This is a genomic window from Pseudomonas sp. NFIX10 (genome assembly GCF_900111955.1).
Lineage (GTDB): Bacteria > Pseudomonadota > Gammaproteobacteria > Pseudomonadales > Pseudomonadaceae > Aquipseudomonas > Aquipseudomonas fluorescens_AA.
Genome location: NZ_FOKH01000039.1, coordinates 1 through 17,476 on the forward strand (window position 1 = coordinate 1; position 17,476 = coordinate 17,476).

The window sequence follows — 17,476 nt, forward strand, 5'->3', positions numbered from 1 at the left end:
TTCTCGCGGAGTAACTTGTGATGCTGATAATCTGTTGACTAGCAGTCTGACTCCACAAGCACCCACACGAATTGCTTGATTCAGTTGTTAAAGAGCGGTTGGCTGAGCCTTTCGTCTCAACCGAGGCGCGCATTCTACAGCGCCCCGTGTATCTGTCAAGCGGTTATTTTCAGAAATCTTCAAAGTTTCGCTTCGGAAACCTCAACAACTTCAACCACTTGCACTTCCGATCTCTCGTTAGCGGGAGGCGAATTCTACAGCGTTACTCGCTGCTGTCAACACCTCTTTTTCACCGCTTTCGACCGAGAAGATCGAACCGCATATAGAGCCAAACAACACTGCTCTACCTGCTCCTTCCGAGCTTCGATGAACTGAAGCCCTGCACCTTCGAAACCTATTTAACTCGTTGAATCTCAAGGAATTTTACGTTTCGACTGCGCCGGAAGTGGGGCGAATTATAGACGTCCAGAATCTGCCGTCAACCCTTAATTTCGCTTTTCTATCTATCGCCCAACATGGCACTTAAATATGCCCGGTATGTAGACGGAATCGCTGCGTATGCGCAATATACTGCTCAACGCAGCCTCCCCGCCTTTATTCTGGACGACACTTCGTAATGACGCTCCCCCCACATCGCAGCCTGGCTTCTACCCTGTACCCGGTTGCCCTGCTATTGATCGCCATGGCTTCCATTCAAACAGGAGCCTCCCTCGCCAAAAGCATATTCCCGGTAGTGGGTGCACAAGGCACTACGACGCTGCGACTCATTTTCGCCAGCCTCATCATGCTGTTAATGCTCCGCCCCTGGCGCGCCAAGCTCACCGGCCAATCCCTGCGCACGGTGATCGTTTACGGTATGGCACTGGGCGGCATGAACTTCCTCTTCTATATGTCGGTTCGCACCGTTCCACTGGGCATTGCCGTGGCGTTGGAATTCACCGGGCCTCTGGCAGTCGCCATTTACGCCTCCCGCCGGGCAATCGACTTTCTCTGGATTGCCTTGGCAGTGGTTGGCCTGCTGCTGCTCATACCGACCGGTGCGACCAGTACCGGTATCGATCTGATTGGAGCCGGCTACGCGCTGGGTGCCGGTTTCTGCTGGGCGTTGTACATCCTGTTCGGTCAGAAAGCCGGAGCGGACAATGGCGTGCAGACTGCCGCACTGGGAGTCATGATCGCAGCCCTGTTCGTCGCGCCTATCGGCATTGTCCACGCCGGCGCCGCACTGCTCACACCGAGCCTGATTCCAATCGCCATCGGCGTCGCCATCCTATCCACAGCCCTGCCCTACACACTGGAAATGATCGCCCTGACTCGAATGCCTGCCCGCACCTTCGGCACCTTGATGAGCGTCGAACCAGCCATCGCGGCCTTGTCGGGGCTGGTCTTTCTCCAGGAATACCTGTCCCTGGCCCAGTGGATGGCCATTACCTGCATCATCCTCGCGTCGGTGGGCGCAACGCTGACCATGGCCAGTACCGCAAAGCCTGCTGTCGCGGTAGATTGAATCAGGATTTAACGAAGGTCTGGCATTTGCCGCGCATTTAGGCCATGTTTAGGCCAGTAACCTAATGCCAGACATGGATTTTTTCATACAGGACGTCATGAACGCTTCAAGCAAGAGCGAACACGATCGCACGCAGGCATAAGATCCGCGGCGGTTATAAGGACGGGAATGAAACGAATTTTGATACTGATCGCCGTACTTGCAGTAGCGGGCTGTGCGGCAACATCGAAAACTGAAGTCAAACGTGGCAAAAAGGGTCTGCACATCAATTGCTCCGGCCTGTCCTCATCCTGGGACCAGTGCGCTGCCAGTGCCGCCAATGCATGTGCTCCCAAGGGTTACAAGGTCATTGCCAAGTCCGGCGACGTCGTCGAAGAACCAGGGGATTATCCCTTCGGGCTCAATCCCGCCGGCTATACCAGCCGCAGCATGATCGTCATCTGCAAATAGATCAGCTTAGCCGAGCCCTTGTTCGGCGATTCGACGACTGATGTCCTCATGGTTGGACTTGAGGACGTCACGCTGGACCTGCGGTGTGACCAGCATCCGCGCGACAACCAACGCCCCCACGCATTGAGACAGAATGGCCCAGGCCAGGCTGTCGCTCCCCAGTATCCGCGCCCAGCTTTCGTGCAGACGACAGATCCACGTTTGCGCCGCCTCCCTCACCTGGACATCCGATCGTGCGATCTCAGCGCCCAATACCGGTAACGCACACCCTCCCTCCGGCTGCTCGACATGGCTCATGCTCAGGTACTGCTTGAGGCAGCGCTCCAGCTTCATCGAGTCCATGGTGCCGTCGCCGCCCAAGCGACCCAGGCTTTGAGTCAACTCCCGCTCGACAATGGCTTTGAAAAGCTCATCCTTGGACGAGAAGTGACTATAGAACGCACCGCCGCTCAACCCGATCGCTTTCATCAGGCCGTCGACACCGACCGTAGAGAAACCGGATTTCTTGGCGGACACGGCACTGCTGGCCAGCAGTTTCTCGCGGGTTTCCATTTTGTGATTGGCTGAATAACGCATGGCCCTGCCCCCTGATTGCTCACCTTGACGCTTGCCGGACCTTAGCATAACGTCCGTTTAGCTAACGATCGTTTACCCATGAGGCAGACCATGAATAACAAGAAAGTCGTACTGGTTGTTGGCGCCGGCGATGCCACCGGCGGAGCGATTGCCAAACGCTTTGCGCAGGAAGGTTTCGTGGCCTGTGTTACCCGTCGCAGTGCTGACAAACTCCAGCCGCTTGTGGATGGAATCCGCGCCCAGGGCGGCGAAGCCCACGGGTTTGCCTGTGATGCACGTAAAGAAGACGATGTGATCGCACTCATCGAGCAAATCGAGAACCAGATCGGCCCGATCGAAGCCTTTGTGTTCAACATCGGCGCCAACGTTCCCTGCAGCATCCTCGAAGAAACCGCACGCAAGTATTTCAAGATTTGGGAGATGGCCTGTTTCTCAGGTTTTCTCAATGCCCGGGAAGTGGCCAAGCGCATGGTCAAGCGCGAACGCGGAACCATCCTGTTTACCGGGGCAACGGCGGGACTGCGCGGCGCTGCGGGGTTCGCTGCGTTCGCAGGCGCCAAACATGGCATTCGTGCACTGGCACAAAGCATGGCCCGGGAACTGGGACCGCTGAATATTCATGTGGCCCATGTGGTGGTGGATGGCGCCATCGACACCGACTTCATCCGCGATCATTTCCCGGAAAAATATGCCACCAAGGATCAGGACGGCATCCTGAATCCTGAACATATCGCCGACAGCTACTGGTATCTGCACAGCCAACCTCGCGACGCCTGGACCTTCGAGCTGGACCTGCGCCCCTGGAACGAACGCTGGTAAGCCCTCCCCTCATAACAACAAGAGAGCAGATACCATGAGCAAATCAGTGGAGTTCTACTTCGATCTCGGCAGCCCGACCACCTACCTGGCCTATACCCAGTTGCCGGCGTTGTGTGCGCAGACAAACAGCCAGTTGATCTATCGTCCGATGTTATTGGGCGGCGTCTTCAAGGCAACCGGCAACGCATCACCGGCGACAGTGCCAGCCAAGAACCCTTACCTGTTCAAGGATCTGAATCGCTTCGCCAAGCGCTACGGCGTCGCCTTCCAGTTCAATCCTTACTTCCCCATCAACACACTGCTGCTGATGCGCGCGGTGACCGCCATGCAACTGCGCCATCCCGAACGCTTCGAGGCCTTCGTCGATTGCCTGTTCCGCGCCTTTTGGGTGAACGCCCGCAACCTCAATGACCCCGCGACTGTCGCAGCCGTTCTGAACGAAGGCGGTTTCGACGCCGACCATGTGCTGGCCCTGACGAGCGACGAGCAGGTCAAGCGAGCACTCAAGAGCGCCACCGAAGACGCCATCGGACGAGGCGTGTTCGGTGCCCCGAGCATGTTTGTCGGCGACGAGCTGTTCTTCGGCCAGGATCGGCTGGACTTCGTCCGTGAAGCCCTCGCCTGATCCTCTACCTCAAATCGCCATCGTCCGGGTGTTGAGCCACTGCAGTGCGTCACCGTCCAGCAACGGGCTCAATCGACGCTGAACCTCGGCGTGGTAAGCGTTGAACCAGTCTTTTTCGTCCTGGGTCAGCAGCGAAGGCTCCAGGCAACGGGTGTCGATCGGGCACAGGGTGAGGGTTTCGAACTCGAGGAACTCGCCGAACTCGCTGCTTCCGGCTTCGCGGTTCAACACCAGGTTCTCGATGCGCACACCCCAACGGCCGGGACGATAAGTGCCCGGCTCGATCGAGGTGATCATGCCGGCCTGCATCGCCGTTTGCGGCGCGGCAGCGGCTTGATAGGCAATCACCTGCGGGCCTTCGTGGACATTGAGGAAATAGCCGACACCATGGCCGGTCCCGTGGCCGTAATCGACTTGCTCCGCCCAGATCGGTGCACGGGCGATGGCATCCAGCAAGGGCGAAAGAATGCCCCGCGGAAATTTGGCCCGGGACAGGGCAATCACACCCTTGAGCACACGGGTGCAGTCACGTTTCTGCTCGGCGGTGGGCGTTCCGACCGGCACCATGCGGGTGATGTCAGTGGTGCCCCCCAGGTACTGGCCCCCGGAATCGATCAGCAACAGGCCATCACCTTCGATGACGGCGTGGGCCTCTTGCGTGGCGTGATAATGGGGCATCGCGCCGTTGGCGTTAAAGGCGGCGATGGTATTGAAGCTCAGGGAGACGAAATCCGGCCGACGTGTGCGGGCGGCAGTCAGGTGCTCGTCGATGGTCAACTCGGTGATACGCTCGCGCCCCCAGGCCCCTTCCAGCCAGGCGAAGAATTCACAGAGCGCCGCGCCGTCCTGCTCCATGGCCCGACGGATGTGCTCGGCGTCGGCCAGGCTTTTACGGGACTTGGCCAGCGTCGTTGGATTGAGACCTTCGATCAGCTTCACGCCACTGCCCAGGTTATCCAGCAAGCCGACCGTCACCCGCGCCGGATCGACCTGCAGATTCGCGCCGTCCGGCACTTCGCGCAACGCGGCGGCGGCTTCGCTGTAATCGCGCAGGGTCACGCCGTCCTGCTCCAGGACGGCACGCAGCGGTGCGTCAATCTTGTCCAGGGCCACGAACAGCGTTGCTTGCTGCTGGCTGATCAAGGCAAAGGAAACGAACACGGGGTTGAACGACACATCTGCTCCACGCAGGTTGAACAACCAGGCGATGTCATCCAGCGTGGCGATGAAATGCCAGTCGGCACCACGCTCCTGGAGGGATTCGCGCAGCTTGGCGAGTTTTTCGACCCGGCTGACGGTCGCCTGGGGCGGCAAATGGGCGTAGACCGGTTGATCCGGCAGGCCTGGACGATCGGTCCAGACCTCCTTGAGCAGGTCGATGTCGGTGCGCAACCGCGCGCCGCGTTCGGCGAGCTTGCCGCCCAGGGTGCGGGCCGATGCCACGGCCATGACCGCACCGTCGACCGCAACCACCCCACCTTCAGGCGTTTGTTCGGCCAGCCAGTCCAGGGGGCCGGGCTGGCCTGGGATCAGCTTGACCAGCTCGATACCACTGCCCTCCAGCTCCTTGGTGGCCTGTTCCCAATAACGGCTGTCGGCCCAGACGCCGGCGAAACTGCCGGTCACGATCAAGGTCCCCACCGAACCATGGAACCCCGACAACCATTGCCGCCCCTGCCAGTAACCCGGCAAGTATTCAGACAGGTGCGGGTCGGCCGATGGCACCAGCAGCGCGTGAATACCCTCTCGGCTCATCAGTTGGCGGATTCGGGCCAGGCGCTGGGGAACCAGTCCATGGGGCAAAGGCTCGGTGCTCATTGTTTCTCCTGCTCATTGATGTTGTTGTTCGATGCCGAATTCGGCTTATGGGGTCGTGGCCCAGAACGCCGGCGCAGCCGCGCACGCCGCCTTGATCAGCCGCACCGCCTCGTCGATATCCTGCTCGGTGGTAAAGCGCCCCAGGCTCAAGCGGATGGTCCGCCCGGCGGCACGGGCATCGTGCCCCAGGGCCAGCAGCACGTGGGACGGGGTGTTGTGCGCCGAATTGCAGGCCGAGGTCGCGGAAAATGCAATCGATGCGCCCAATGTCGCCGGGTTGAACTCACCTTCGTTGAACGTCAGGCTCAGCGTGTGGGGAATCCGGCGGCTCGCACTGCCGTTAATACGCACACCGGGCAACGCCAGCAGCGGCTCGAGCAAACGATTGCGCAACCGGGCGATTTTAGCGAGTTCTTCGTCGAATGCCGCGGCTGCCAGTTCGAATGCGGCGCCCATGGCTGCAATCTGGTGGGTCGCCAGGGTTCCGGAGCGCAAACCGCCCTCATGTCCACCGCCATGAATCTGCGCCGATAGCCGTGGCCGGGCACGGTCGCCGACGTAGAGCGCACCGATGCCCTTGGGACCGTAGATTTTATGCGCGGAAAAAGACATCAGGTCCACCGGCCAGCGAGACAGGTCGATCCACACCTTGCCGGCGCCCTGGGCCGCGTCCACATGAAACAACGCACCGTGCTCGCGAACGATCTCGCCAATGGCGACGACGTCGTTGACGGTGCCCAGCTCGTTGTTCACCAGCATCAGCGAGACCAGGAACGTGTCTTCGCGCAACGCCTCGCGAACCGCTTGCGGGCTGATCAGGCCCTCGGCGTCCGGCGCCAGCCAGGTAACCGCGACGCCACTTTCCTCGAGCTGGCGTGCTGTATCGAGAATCGCCTTGTGCTCGATCAGGCTGGTGATGACATGGCCGACAGAACCACTGCGTGCCTGAGCCACACCCTTGAGGGCCAGGTTGTTGGATTCGGTGGCGCCGGAAGTCCAGACGATCTGTTCGGGCTGGGCCCCCACCAATTGCGCCACCTGCTGGCGGGCACGCTCCACCGAGCGCCGGGCCTCCTGGCCGAAGGCATGGGAACTGGAAGCCGGGTTGCCGAAGTTGCCGTCAAAGCCCAGACACTCGACCATGACCCGGATGACCCGCTCATCCACCGGCGTGGTGGCGGCGTAATCGAAATACAAAGGACGTTTATTCATAGGAAACTCGCAGAGACTGCTCCGGGATCAGGCGCCCTCGTTGGATTCGAGACTAGCAATACCTGATCGTAAACCTTAAAGAAGTCGGACTTCGTTTAAAAGTGCGTAGGAACGCTCCTGAACAGCGAGCTTAGCAGGCATCGCCTCGAAGCTCAGCCCTCAACGGATGCTTTCGAGCAACAAGGGATACATCGAAGCGACCAGCAACAGCGCCATGCCCCAGTTGAACAAGCGCAGCCAGCGACGATCACGCAACAGGTTGCGCAACAGGCTGCCGCATACCACCCACAGGCTCACGCTTGGCAGGTTGATCAAGGCAAACACCGCCGCAATCACCAGCACATTGAAGAAATAACCCTGGAGGGGCGTGTAGGTACTGATAGCGCCAATGGCCATGATCCAAGCCTTGGGATTGACCCATTGGAACGCCGCTGCGCCCCAATAGCTGATGGGCGTATTGTTCCCCGGCTGGCTGTCCGAAACCGGGCCGGAGTGGGCTATTTTCCACGCCAGGTACAACAGGTAGGCCGCACCGATGTAGCGCAGCGCGGTATAGAGCAGTGGATACGTCTGGAAAACCGCGCCCAGGCCAAGGCCCACCGCCAGCACCAGGGAAAAGAAGCCGCAGGTAATACCCAGCATGTGTGGAATGGTGCGGTTGAAACCGAAATTGACACCCGAGGCCAGCAACATGGTGTTGTTAGGACCTGGCGTGATCGAAGTCACCAGGGCAAACAGGGCGAAGCCCAGCAGCAGGTCAAGCGAAAGGGTCATGTCAGGTCAGTCCATCAGGGGCGGTCAGTCAAGTCATGACCCTACCCCACGTCCTGGCGCAAACCCACGGACAGTGGGCAAAACTTTGAGCGGTACAGTCCTTCAGCTAGACCGGCCAGGCTGTTGCACGACCTGCTCGGCACTCATCTGGCCCTGATCGTCGAACCCCACGTTTTTCTGCGACGAGCCAAGCAGTTCGGCTTTTTTCGCGTGGTATTCCTCGAATGAAAGGCCACGGCGATTCAAGGCTTCAAGGGCCAGCTCGCGGGTCTCATCGGCGGTGTAGGGGCGCAGCTCCGGGGAAGAGCTGGCACAGCCGCCCAGGAGGGTGGCGGTCAAGAGCAGCAAAACGGCAAAGGTACGGTTCATGGCGAGTGTCCGGTGTTCTGGAGTTGGGCGATGAACAAAGGCTACCCGCCGGCCCTGCGCGGCAGAAATCAACCCTCTCGATAGTGGGTATTGCCTGCCTGGATCAACCGTTGCGCTTAATCGACCAACTGGCAATGCAACGCGTTGTCCAGGCTGCGCTCGATGTTGCGTAGCACCTGGAACGAAGCGAACGTCACGGCTTTGGCGCGGTGAGCCTGGATCAGCCGCCAGAAACCCTGCTCGCCATTTTCGACACTTCGAAGTGCCGCCTCGCCTGCCTCGCGGGTCTGCCACTGCAAATAGTTGAGCACGCGTCGACCATCGTCGCTGGCCTGGATACTGGCACTCAGGAACCCCTGGTGGTCCCGGGCCAGGCGCTCGGTCTGTTCCGACAAGGCGGTTATCAGCGCCTGCTGCCATTGAGGTTCGATGTCGAATTCCATCAGTTGGGTGAAACTGCGATTGTTCCTTGGCGATTGCATGAAAGGTCCCCTATGCAGGTCAGGCGAATCTTGCGATCCGAAGGCGTGCAGGGTAAAACCTCTAGTTAACTTGAGGTCAAGCGGTGAATTGAAACAATGGCGCAGATCGATATCCACAAGGAACTCACCGTCGGCCAGGTGGCTGCCCGCAGCGGCGTGACGGTCACCGCCCTGCACTTCTACGAATCCAAGGGGCTGATCAAAAGCACGCGCAACCCAGGTAACCAACGTCGTTACCCACGGGCGGTATTGCGTCGCGTGGCACTGATCAAGGTCGCCCAGCGCCTGGGCATTCCGTTGGCGGAAATCGGCGAGGCGTTGAACAACCTGCCGGACAACCGTGCCCCGACGGCCGCCGACTGGCAGACCTTGTCGGCACAGTGGAGCCGGGACCTGGACGAACGCATCAACCAATTGATGACGCTGCGTGATCGACTCAACGGTTGCATCGGCTGCGGATGCCTGTCGATGGAAACTTGTCCGCTGCGCAATCAGGGCGACGTACTGGGCCAACGCGGGCCGGGGGCGCATCTGCTGGAATCGCCTTGAAGCGTTCGTCGGCCCCCGCGTCCAGCCAGGGTCGCTGGCCTATAGTGGAGGAGCGCAAATCGACGAAGACTCTCTTCGCCTCCCTATAACAAAAGGAGAAACGTCATGGGCGTCAATGCCATTCCCGAAGGTTTCCATAACATCACGCCCTACCTGGGCATTCAAAAAGCTGCCGAAGCCATCGACTTCTACAAAAAAGCCTTCAATGCCACCGAGGTCATGCGCCTGGCCATGCCCGACGGGGGCATCGGGCATGCCGAGCTGCGGATCAACGGTTATCCGATCATGCTGGGCACGCCTTGCGATCAAGGCCCCTTGAGTAATCCGGACCCATCGCCATCGGTCGGCCTGCATTTATATGTCGAGGACGTGGACAGCGCATTTGCCCAGGCCATTGCCGCCGGTGGCACGGTGATTTCCGAGATCAAGGACCAGTTTTACGGAGATCGCAGCGGCACCCTGAAGGATCCCTATGGGCATCTGTGGTTCCTCGCGACGCACAAGGAAGATCTGAGCCAGGAACAGATCGAGCAACGGGCCAGGGAGATGTTTCAACAGGGCTGACCGGTGTCTGTGGCTAGGGGGCCCGCTCCCTAGCCACAGAAGACACTGAAACTGAACGCGAAACATTTTCTTTCATCTTCCCCTTCAGGATTACGATCGCTCGTTCGTCTTAATTAGATGCAGCAGGCCGCGTCGGCAAAAGCCACGGTCTGCCTTTTTGGGTTCAGGGTGTTGCGAAGCCCGTAATACGGAACCTTTCATCGAATCAAGACGTTCAATCATGTCGAAGAAATCCCGCTCCAAACTCTGGTTCCTGGTCCATAGCTGGCTGGCATTGCCCATCTGGTTCTTCGTGCTCATCGTCTGCGTGACCGGCACCCTCGCGGTGGTCAGCCAGGAGATCGTCTGGCTGGCCAATCCTGACATGCGGGCCAGCAAGCCCTCGGATGATGCCCCGCTGCTCAGCTATGAGCAGGTGATTGCCTCGATCAAGCAAGCCCAACCGCAAACCCAGGTGCAAAGCATCGCGCGTCCGGACGAGTCGCATTTTGCCCTGGAGGCCAAGGTGACCTATCCCGACGGGCGCCCCGACACGGTCTACGTCAATCCGTATAGCGGCGTCATCCAGGGCTCGGCACCGTCGTTCAATTTCAGGGGCTTCACCCGCGCTCTGCACGGATGGTGGCTGGTGCCGTTCACCAACGGCTACAGCTGGGGCTGGTACCTTGTGTCGCTTCTGGGGCTACCGTTGCTGGCGTCCCTGGTGACCGGGCTGGTGGTCTACAAGCGCTTCTGGAAAGGCTTTTTCCGTCCAACCTTGCGTATCCGCCACGGCGCCCGCATTTTCTGGGGCGACTTCCACCGGCTCAGCGGTATCTGGTCGATCTGGTTCATCGCGGTCATCTCTGTCACTGGCACCTGGTTCCTGATCGAAGCCTTGCTGTCCGACAACCAGATTTCCATCTCCAGCGCCCCGGTCATCCCGGTCGTCGCCCGGGAAAGCGTGCCCTTGTCCGCCGATGGCGTTGCGCCGCCGCAACTGAACCTGGACCGGGCCATAGAGATCGCCCGGCAGCGCATCCCAGGCTTGAAAGCGAGCTTTGTCAGCCTGCCCGGCAACGCCTACAGCCATCTGGAAGTCGGCGGCCGTGGTTGGTACCCGCTGATGTACCAGACCGCCACCATCAATCCCTACAACGGTGAAGTGGCGGCCTCGCGGTTGCTGTCGGACCGCACGACGCTGGAGTTCGTCACCGAGTCCATGCGCCCACTGCACACCGGGGATTTCGGCGGCCTCTGGATCAAACTCATCTGGTTCTTCTTCGGCCTGATCCTGAGCATGATGGTCCTCAGCGGGTTGCTGATCTGGACCAAACGCACCGCCCTGGCCACCGCCAATGCGTTCAAGCGCAGCCAAAAACCTGCACGTGAAACCCGAGCTGCCCGGACATTGCAGCCGTCCATGCAACGTGAATCGCCGGAGGGCAACCTGTGAACTCGTCCAACACAGCCTCGCCACCGTCACGCCTGAGCCTGTTCTGGCATAAATGGCGCTTCCATCTCAACGTCTTGCTGCTGCTGATTCCCCTGGGATTCATGCCTAAATACCTTTCCGAAGCCGCCCTGTTCCGCGGTGATGCCGGGCTTGGCGAGCGGGACGTCGGTGAAGTCCAGGTCGGTCCCTGGAGCCTGCGCCTGGCGGAATTTCGCAACGAGGCCCCCCGCGTCCAAGGGCCTGCCGGGCCGATGAAGCACTTCAACGCCGCCCTGTGCCAGAGCTGTATCGGCCAGGTCAAGGCCACTTACCTGCGCATCGGCAAGCCCCGCAGCCTGCGCGCCGCCGGGGTGATTTTCTTCGGCTCGCCCTATCGCATGGGCGCCTTGTTGCCGGTCCCGCCAAAGACCCAGCCCGATGCCGAACTGTGGATAACCCTCGAAGGTTGGGACGGTTCGATGCATCAGGCCTCCATTCCCCTGAGCCAAGCCTCCCCGGCCACCGTCGCCTGGCTGAAGCACCAAGGAGCCAAACCATGACCCTCCGCGTTTTATCCAAGGGCCTGGCGCTGTTGCTCTGCGCAGGCGCAAGCACCAGCGTCCTGGCCCACAACCCGATGTGCGAGTGCAAGGCCATCGACGCCGAGCAGATCCAATGCACAGGTGGTTTTTCCGACGGCAGCGGTGCGCCTGGGGTAACCCTGGACGTGATCGGTTATGACGAAACCATCCTAGTCCCGGGCAAGCTCGGCGCTGACTCGAAGCTGACCTTCAAGAAACCGAACGCTGAATTCTACGTGCTCTTCGACGCCGGCCCCGGCCACGTGGTGGAAATCGACCAAGCCGACATCGAGGCCCCATGAGCAACGTCACGACTCAAGTCATCCGCCCCGCCGGCGCGGGCCATGAAACCCTGTACGTGTTGCTGCTCTGCCTGGTCATCGTACTGGTGGCCGGGTCCGTGGTGGCCTGGCATGGCAAAGCCGAGGACACGCCTCACCTGGCCTCGAACCAACTCGACGCCCGCCGCGACCTCAGCGCCGCCGAGCAAGGCATCTATGCCGACCTGCGGGTGACCCTGGATGAAATCCGCTTGCTGCGCGAAGACCAACCCACCCTGCCCAACCCGCAAACCCTGGCCGAAGAAGGCTTCGCGCCGTTCGCCCAGGACGCCAGTTCCGTCAGCCGGGGCGGCCACGCCTGGCAACAACTGCGGGACCAGGCCTACTTCGGCGCCAGTGCCAATCCCTCGGTGGCCGGTTCGTTTCTGATGCGCATCGGCGAAGCGTCCGACGCCGCCCCGGACATCTGGCTCAACCGCGGCACTGGCCTCGCGACGCCCACCGCCCTGGACGATGCGGCGTTGTCCGCCGCTGGCTGGCAACAGATCGTCGCGCAATTCGATGCCGGCGTAACCCGCCAGCACCGGCACTGACCCCCACGCCCTCATTCGAGAGAAGACCGTTTGCCCATGCCTATTGCCTCCCAACGCCGACCCTTGCTGCGCTTGCTGTTGATCGGCCTGCTGGCCTGCCTGTTCACCTCGCCGGTGAGCGCCGAAACCGCCAAGCGCCTGCGCATCGGCATCACCTTGCACCCGTATTACAGCTACGTGGCCAACATCGTCGGCGACAAGGCCGAGGTCGTGCCGCTGATCCCGGCCGGTTTCAACCCCCACGCCTATGAACCACGGGCCGAAGACATCAAGCGCATCAGCGGCCTCGACGTGATCGTGCTCAACGGCGTGGGCCATGACGACTTCGCCGACCGCATGATCGCCGCCAGCGAAACCCCGGACGTGAAGGTGATCGAGGCCAACGAAAACGTGCCCCTGCTGGCCGCCACCGGCACCGCGGCCCGAGGCGCGGGCAAGGTCGTGAACCCGCACACCTTCCTGTCCATCAGCGCCTCCATCGCCCAGGTCAATAACATCGCCCGGGAACTGGGCAAGCTCGACCCGGACAACGCCAAGGCCTATACCCAGAACGCCCGCGCCTATGGCAAGCGCCTGCGGCAGATGCGCGCCGCCGCCCTGGCGAAGCTGACCCAGGCCCCCAATGCCGAATTGCGCGTGGCCACGGTGCACGCCGCCTACGACTACCTGCTGCGCGAATTCGGCCTGGAAGTGACCGCCGTGGTCGAACCGGCCCATGGCATCGAACCGAGCCCCAGCCAATTGAAGAAAACCATCGACCAACTGCGGGAGCTGGACGTGAAGGTGATCTTCTCGGAGATGGATTTCCCCTCCACCTACGTCGACACCATCCAACGTGAATCGGGCGTGAAGCTGTACCCGCTCTCGCACATCTCCTACGGCGACTACAGCGCCGAGAAGTACGAAAAGGAAATGGCCGGCAACCTCGACACCGTGGTCCGGGCGATACAGGAGTCCGGCGCATGACCGTCCAGGAACCCCTCACCCTGCAACGTGTCGGTCCCTTGATCGAGTTCGCCGAGGTCAGCCTGAACCTGGGCCGCACCACCATTCTCGACAACGTGGCCTTTCAGGTGGAGTCCGGCAGCATCCATGCCCTGGTCGGTCCCAATGGCGGCGGCAAGAGTTCGCTGATCAAGACCTTGCTGGGGCAAATGCCACACCAGGGACGCTTGAGCCTGCAATGGCCGGGCGAACCCGGAGTGATCGGCTACGTACCCCAGGCGCTGGAATTCGACCGGGGCCTGCCCATGACCGTGGACGATTTCATGGCGGCGATGTGTCAGCGGCGGCCGGCGTTTCTCGGCTTGAGCAAGCATTACGCCGGCGCCATCGGCCAGGCCCTGGAGCGGGTCGGCATGCAGGACAAGCGCAAGCGGCGCATGGGCGCGCTGTCCGGCGGCGAGCGCCAGCGGGTGTTGCTGGCCCAGGGGTTGATTCCCTCGCCGCAATTGCTGGTGCTGGATGAACCGATGTCGGCCCTGGACGAGGCCGGTATCCAGGTGTTCGAACGGTTGCTGCAGGATTGGCGCCAGGCCGGGATCACCGTGCTGTGGATCGAACATGACCTGGAAGCCGTCGGGCGCCTGGCCGATCGTGTCACCGGCCTGAATCGCCGCGTGCTGTTCGACGGCCCGCCACGCCAGACCTTGACCCCGGAACGGCTGCTGACGCTGTTTTCCACCCATCCACGCACGAACGGGAGCGCGGTCTGATGAGTTATGAAGCCTTTCGTTTGATGGTCCAGGGCTGGGCCTCGGCCGGTTACCTGCCAGAAGCGCTGGCCTATGGGTTCGTGGTCAATGCGTTGCTGGCCGGACTGCTGATCGGCCCGGTGCTGGGCGGCCTCGGCACGCTGGTGGTGGTCAAGCGCTTCGCGTTTTTCTCCGAGGCGGTGGGCCATGCGGCGCTCACCGGCGTGGCCATCGGCATCCTGCTCGGCGAACCCTACACCGGGCCTTACGGCAGCCTGTTCGGCTACTGCCTGTTGTTCGGCATCCTGCTCAATTACCTGCGCAACCGCACCGGCCTGGCACCCGATACGCTGATCGGTGTCTTCCTGTCGGTGTCCCTGGCCCTGGGCGCCAGCCTGCTGTTGATCCTGGCGGGCAAGATCAATGTGCACATCCTGGAAAACGTATTGTTCGGCTCGGTGCTGACGGTCAATGGCAATGACCTGCTGGTGCTGGCGGTGGTCGGCTCGCTGGTGATGGCCCTGGCCTTGCCGCTGTACAACCGCATCATGCTCGCCAGCTTCAACCCGCAACTGGCGGCGGTGCGCGGGGTGGCGGTCAAGACCCTGGACTACCTGTTCGTGGTCCTGGTGACGCTGATCACCGTGGCGGCGGTGAAAGTCATCGGCGCCATTCTGGTGGGCGCGTTGCTGGTGATTCCCGCCGCGGCGGCGCGCTTGCTCAGTCAATCACTGAAAGGCTTTTTCTGGTGCTCAGTGCTGATCGCCACCGTCAGCACCTTGTGCGGGATCCTCGCGCCGATTGTGTTCGACCTACCGATCCCGTCCGGCGCCGCGATCATCCTGGTGGCCGGCATCGCCTTCGCCCTGAGCGCCATCGCCCGCGGCGTCGTCCCCAGCCTCAAAGGGAATCTTGGATAATGGTTTTTTCATTGCGACAACTGACCCTGGCCGTCGCGTTGTGCGGCGTGGCCGTCACCTCATCATTCGCCGGCGAAAAGGTTCGTCTGCTGGCATCGCTGCCAGTCACCTATGGCTTGGGCGAGGCCTTGCTCAAGGGCACCGAGGTCAGCCTGGAGCGGGCCGCGCCCGCCAATCTGCCCGGCACCCGCCAGAGTGCCTACTTCAGCGGTCGTGGCGCGCCGGCCTTGAGCAAACTGGCCAGCGCTGCCGACGGGGTGATCGGCCTGCGCTCGCTATGGCCGGACGATCCGCTGTACCCCATGGCCCGACGCAGCAATATCCGCATCGTCGAAGTCGATGCCGCGCGCCCGGTGGACGGCGCCCTTCCCGGTATCGCCGTGCAACCGGGCATGGCCGACGGGCTGGCGAGCCAGCCGTGGATGGCCAGCCATAACCTCGGGCGCATGGCCGACGTGATCGCCGCCGACCTGGTGCGCCTGGCCCCGGCGGACAAAGCGAAAATCGACGCCAACCTGGCGGCACTCAAGCAGCGCCTGCTCAAACTCAGCGCCGACAGCGAAAAACGCCTCGCCAGCGCCGATAACCTGAGCGTGGTCAGCCTGAGCGAGCATTTCGGCTACCTGATCAGTGGGCTCAACCTGGACGCCATCAGCACCGATACCCGGCCCGATGCCGAATGGACCGCCGAAACCCTCAAGCAATTGAGTGCGACGTTGAAGGACAACGACGTGGCGCTGGTGCTCCATCATCGCCAGCCTTCGGATGCGTTGAAGGCAGCCATTGCCGAGGGCGGCAGCCGATTGCTGGTGCTCAGCACCGATGCGGCCGATCCGGTGGCGGAACTGGAGAGTAATGTGGGACTGGTGGTCGCGGCGCTGACGAAGAGCTGATTGCACGAATGCGGTCCCCGTGTGGGAGCGGGCTTGCTCGCGAATGCGATCATACAGTCAACTTTTATGGCGACTGACACACCGTCTTCGCGAGCAAGCCCGCTCCCACAGGTTTCACTTGAGGCTGGCTGTCAGCCCAAAACATCCCCCGGCACCCGCACGAACCCTTCCATCAATACCCGCGCGCTGCGGCTCATGATGGCTTTTTTAACGGTCCATTCGCCGTTGACCACGCTGGCCTCGGCGCCGACGCGCAAGGTACCGGAGGGGTGGCCGAAGCGTACGGCGTTACGTTCGATGCCGCCGGCGGCCAGGTTCACCAGGGTACCGGAAATCGCCGCGGCCGTGCCGATGGCCACCGCTGCGGTGCCCATCATGGCGTGGTGCAACTTGCCCATGGACAACGCCCGCACCAACAAGTCGACATCCCCCGCCGCCACGGCTTTTCCGCTGGAGGAAAGGTAATCCGCCGACGGTGCGACAAACGCCACTTTCGGTGTGTGCTGGCGCTGGGCGGCTTCGTCCAGGTGCTTGATCAAGCCCATGCGCAAGGCACCGTGGGCGCGAATGGTTTCGAACATGGCCAACGCCTTGGGATCGCTGTTGATCGCCCCCTGCAATTCAGTGCCGGTGTAGCCGACATCGCGGGCATTGATGAAAATCGTCGGGATCCCCGCGTTGATCAGCGTCGCCTTGAAGGTGCCAACACCGGGCACTTCCAAGTCGTCCACCAGGTTGCCGGTGGGAAACATCGAGCCACCACCGCCCTCCTCCTCGGCCGCCGGGTCCATGAATTCCAATTGCACTTCGGCCGCTGGAAAGGTCACGCCGTCGAGTTCAAAGTCACCGGTTTCCTGCACTACGCCCTCGGTGATTGGCACATGGGCGATGATGGTCTTGCCGATGTTGGCCTGCCAGATCCGTACCACGGCCACGCCGTTTTGCGGAATACGGTCGGGCGCCACCAGACCACTGCCGATGGCAAACGACCCCACCGCCGCCGACAGGTTGCCGCAGTTGCCGCTCCAGTCCACGAACGGCTTATCGATGGACACCTGGCCGAACAGGTAATCGACATCGTGGTCGGCCCGGGTGCTCCTGGACAGGATCACGGTCTTGCTGGTGCTGGACGTTGCGCCGCCCATGCCATCGATCTGTTTCTCGTACGGGTCAGGGCTGCCGATCACCCGCAACAGCAGGGCATCGCGGACCGGGCCAGGCACGCGAGCCGCTTCGGGCAGGTCCTGCAAGCTGAAGAACACGCCTTTGCTGGTGCCCCCACGCATGTAGGTCGCGGGGATCTTGATTTGAGGCGAGTGAGCCATGTGCTCTAACTCCTGAAAAAAAGGGTGGCC

General features: G+C 61.5%; 21 protein-coding genes. 14 read left to right on the plus strand and 7 right to left on the minus strand.

Features of this window, described 5'->3' with window-relative positions:
- The first annotated feature begins 616 nt into the window (after nucleotides 1–616).
- Together rhtA and BM321_RS26195 are read left to right on the plus strand one after the other, a co-directional pair.
- Nucleotides 617–1,507, plus strand: a complete 891-nt coding sequence (gene rhtA / locus BM321_RS26190; RefSeq protein ID WP_092445727.1) for a threonine/homoserine exporter RhtA — start codon at nucleotides 617–619, stop codon at nucleotides 1,505–1,507.
- 168 nt (nucleotides 1,508–1,675) lie between these two features.
- Entirely contained in the window at nucleotides 1,676–1,957 is a 282-nt protein-coding gene (locus BM321_RS26195; protein WP_092332521.1) for a hypothetical protein, read from the plus strand.
- Nucleotides 1,958–1,963: 6 nt separating this feature from the next.
- On the opposite strand, the gene BM321_RS26200 is transcribed toward BM321_RS26195, so the two are convergent.
- Nucleotides 1,964–2,533 carry a TetR/AcrR family transcriptional regulator gene (locus tag BM321_RS26200; RefSeq protein ID WP_092445810.1) on the minus strand — a complete coding sequence of 190 codons (570 nt, stop codon included), beginning with the start codon at nucleotides 2,531–2,533 and terminating at the stop codon, nucleotides 1,964–1,966.
- Between the two features lie 90 nt (nucleotides 2,534–2,623).
- Here BM321_RS26200 and BM321_RS26205 point away from each other — a divergent pair, with 90 nt between their 5' ends.
- Nucleotides 2,624–3,352, plus strand: a complete 729-nt coding sequence (locus tag BM321_RS26205; RefSeq protein ID WP_092332519.1) for an SDR family oxidoreductase — start codon at nucleotides 2,624–2,626, stop codon at nucleotides 3,350–3,352.
- Between the two features lie 34 nt (nucleotides 3,353–3,386).
- Complete coding sequence (locus BM321_RS26210) at nucleotides 3,387–3,977, plus strand: 2-hydroxychromene-2-carboxylate isomerase (RefSeq protein ID WP_092445729.1); 591 nt, start codon at nucleotides 3,387–3,389, stop codon at nucleotides 3,975–3,977.
- Between the two features lie 9 nt (nucleotides 3,978–3,986).
- On the opposite strand, the gene BM321_RS26215 is transcribed toward BM321_RS26210, so the two are convergent.
- The 5 genes from BM321_RS26215 to BM321_RS26235 all read right to left on the minus strand — a co-directional run bounded on the left by BM321_RS26215 (nucleotide 3,987) and on the right by BM321_RS26235 (nucleotide 8,632).
- A complete protein-coding gene (locus tag BM321_RS26215; RefSeq protein WP_092445731.1) occupies nucleotides 3,987–5,795 on the minus strand; it encodes an aminopeptidase P family protein in 1,809 nt (602 codons plus the stop codon).
- 45 nt (nucleotides 5,796–5,840) lie between these two features.
- Nucleotides 5,841–7,007, minus strand: a complete 1,167-nt coding sequence (locus BM321_RS26220; RefSeq protein ID WP_092445733.1) for a cysteine desulfurase family protein — start codon at nucleotides 7,005–7,007, stop codon at nucleotides 5,841–5,843.
- A 159-nt stretch (nucleotides 7,008–7,166) separates the two neighbouring features.
- The gene (locus BM321_RS26225) at nucleotides 7,167–7,781 is read right to left on the minus strand and encodes a LysE family translocator (RefSeq protein WP_092204725.1); all 615 of its coding nucleotides are present in this window, start codon (nucleotides 7,779–7,781) and stop codon (nucleotides 7,167–7,169) included.
- A gap of 102 nt (nucleotides 7,782–7,883) precedes the next feature.
- A complete protein-coding gene (locus tag BM321_RS26230; RefSeq protein WP_053123631.1) occupies nucleotides 7,884–8,150 on the minus strand; it encodes a hypothetical protein in 267 nt (88 codons plus the stop codon).
- Between the two features lie 116 nt (nucleotides 8,151–8,266).
- Entirely contained in the window at nucleotides 8,267–8,632 is a 366-nt protein-coding gene (locus BM321_RS26235) for an antibiotic biosynthesis monooxygenase (protein WP_092445735.1), read from the minus strand.
- A gap of 96 nt (nucleotides 8,633–8,728) precedes the next feature.
- Here BM321_RS26235 and soxR point away from each other — a divergent pair, with 96 nt between their 5' ends.
- The 10 genes from soxR (at nucleotide 8,729) to BM321_RS26285 (ending at nucleotide 16,121) form a co-directional block, all read left to right on the plus strand.
- Complete coding sequence (gene soxR / locus BM321_RS26240) at nucleotides 8,729–9,181, plus strand: redox-sensitive transcriptional activator SoxR (RefSeq protein WP_092445738.1); 453 nt, start codon at nucleotides 8,729–8,731, stop codon at nucleotides 9,179–9,181.
- Between the two features lie 105 nt (nucleotides 9,182–9,286).
- Complete coding sequence (locus BM321_RS26245; RefSeq protein ID WP_092445740.1) at nucleotides 9,287–9,745, plus strand: VOC family protein; 459 nt, start codon at nucleotides 9,287–9,289, stop codon at nucleotides 9,743–9,745.
- A gap of 220 nt (nucleotides 9,746–9,965) precedes the next feature.
- Nucleotides 9,966–11,180, plus strand: coding sequence for a PepSY-associated TM helix domain-containing protein (locus tag BM321_RS26250; protein ID WP_092445742.1), 1,215 nt, complete (start codon nucleotides 9,966–9,968; stop codon nucleotides 11,178–11,180).
- Nucleotides 11,177–11,719: a thiamine pyrophosphate-binding protein gene (locus BM321_RS26255; RefSeq protein ID WP_092445744.1), complete on the plus strand. Its 543-nt coding sequence runs from the start codon at nucleotides 11,177–11,179 to the stop codon at nucleotides 11,717–11,719. Before BM321_RS26250 ends, BM321_RS26255 begins: the two co-directional genes overlap by 4 nt.
- Complete coding sequence (locus BM321_RS26260; RefSeq protein WP_092168700.1) at nucleotides 11,716–12,042, plus strand: hypothetical protein; 327 nt, start codon at nucleotides 11,716–11,718, stop codon at nucleotides 12,040–12,042. Before BM321_RS26255 ends, BM321_RS26260 begins: the two co-directional genes overlap by 4 nt.
- Nucleotides 12,039–12,614 (plus strand): DUF6162 family protein, encoded by a 576-nt coding sequence (locus tag BM321_RS26265; protein ID WP_092445746.1) that lies wholly within the window; start codon nucleotides 12,039–12,041, stop codon nucleotides 12,612–12,614. Before BM321_RS26260 ends, BM321_RS26265 begins: the two co-directional genes overlap by 4 nt.
- Nucleotides 12,615–12,650: 36 nt before the next feature.
- On the plus strand, nucleotides 12,651–13,580 hold the full coding sequence (locus BM321_RS26270) for a metal ABC transporter solute-binding protein, Zn/Mn family (protein ID WP_092332497.1): 930 nt from the start codon (nucleotides 12,651–12,653) through the stop codon (nucleotides 13,578–13,580).
- Nucleotides 13,577–14,329 carry a metal ABC transporter ATP-binding protein gene (locus BM321_RS26275; RefSeq protein ID WP_092445749.1) on the plus strand — a complete coding sequence of 251 codons (753 nt, stop codon included), beginning with the start codon at nucleotides 13,577–13,579 and terminating at the stop codon, nucleotides 14,327–14,329. The genes BM321_RS26270 and BM321_RS26275 overlap by 4 nt, the downstream gene beginning before the upstream one ends.
- The gene (locus tag BM321_RS26280; protein WP_014339414.1) at nucleotides 14,329–15,228 is read left to right on the plus strand and encodes a metal ABC transporter permease; all 900 of its coding nucleotides are present in this window, start codon (nucleotides 14,329–14,331) and stop codon (nucleotides 15,226–15,228) included. Before BM321_RS26275 ends, BM321_RS26280 begins: the two co-directional genes overlap by 1 nt.
- Nucleotides 15,228–16,121, plus strand: a complete 894-nt coding sequence (locus BM321_RS26285; RefSeq protein ID WP_092445751.1) for a metal ABC transporter substrate-binding protein — start codon at nucleotides 15,228–15,230, stop codon at nucleotides 16,119–16,121. The genes BM321_RS26280 and BM321_RS26285 overlap by 1 nt, the downstream gene beginning before the upstream one ends.
- 131 nt (nucleotides 16,122–16,252) lie before the next feature.
- Here BM321_RS26285 and prpF read toward each other — a convergent pair whose 3' ends face one another.
- Nucleotides 16,253–17,446 carry a 2-methylaconitate cis-trans isomerase PrpF gene (prpF, locus tag BM321_RS26290; protein WP_092445753.1) on the minus strand — a complete coding sequence of 398 codons (1,194 nt, stop codon included), beginning with the start codon at nucleotides 17,444–17,446 and terminating at the stop codon, nucleotides 16,253–16,255.
- Nucleotides 17,447–17,476: the final 30 nt, after the last annotated feature.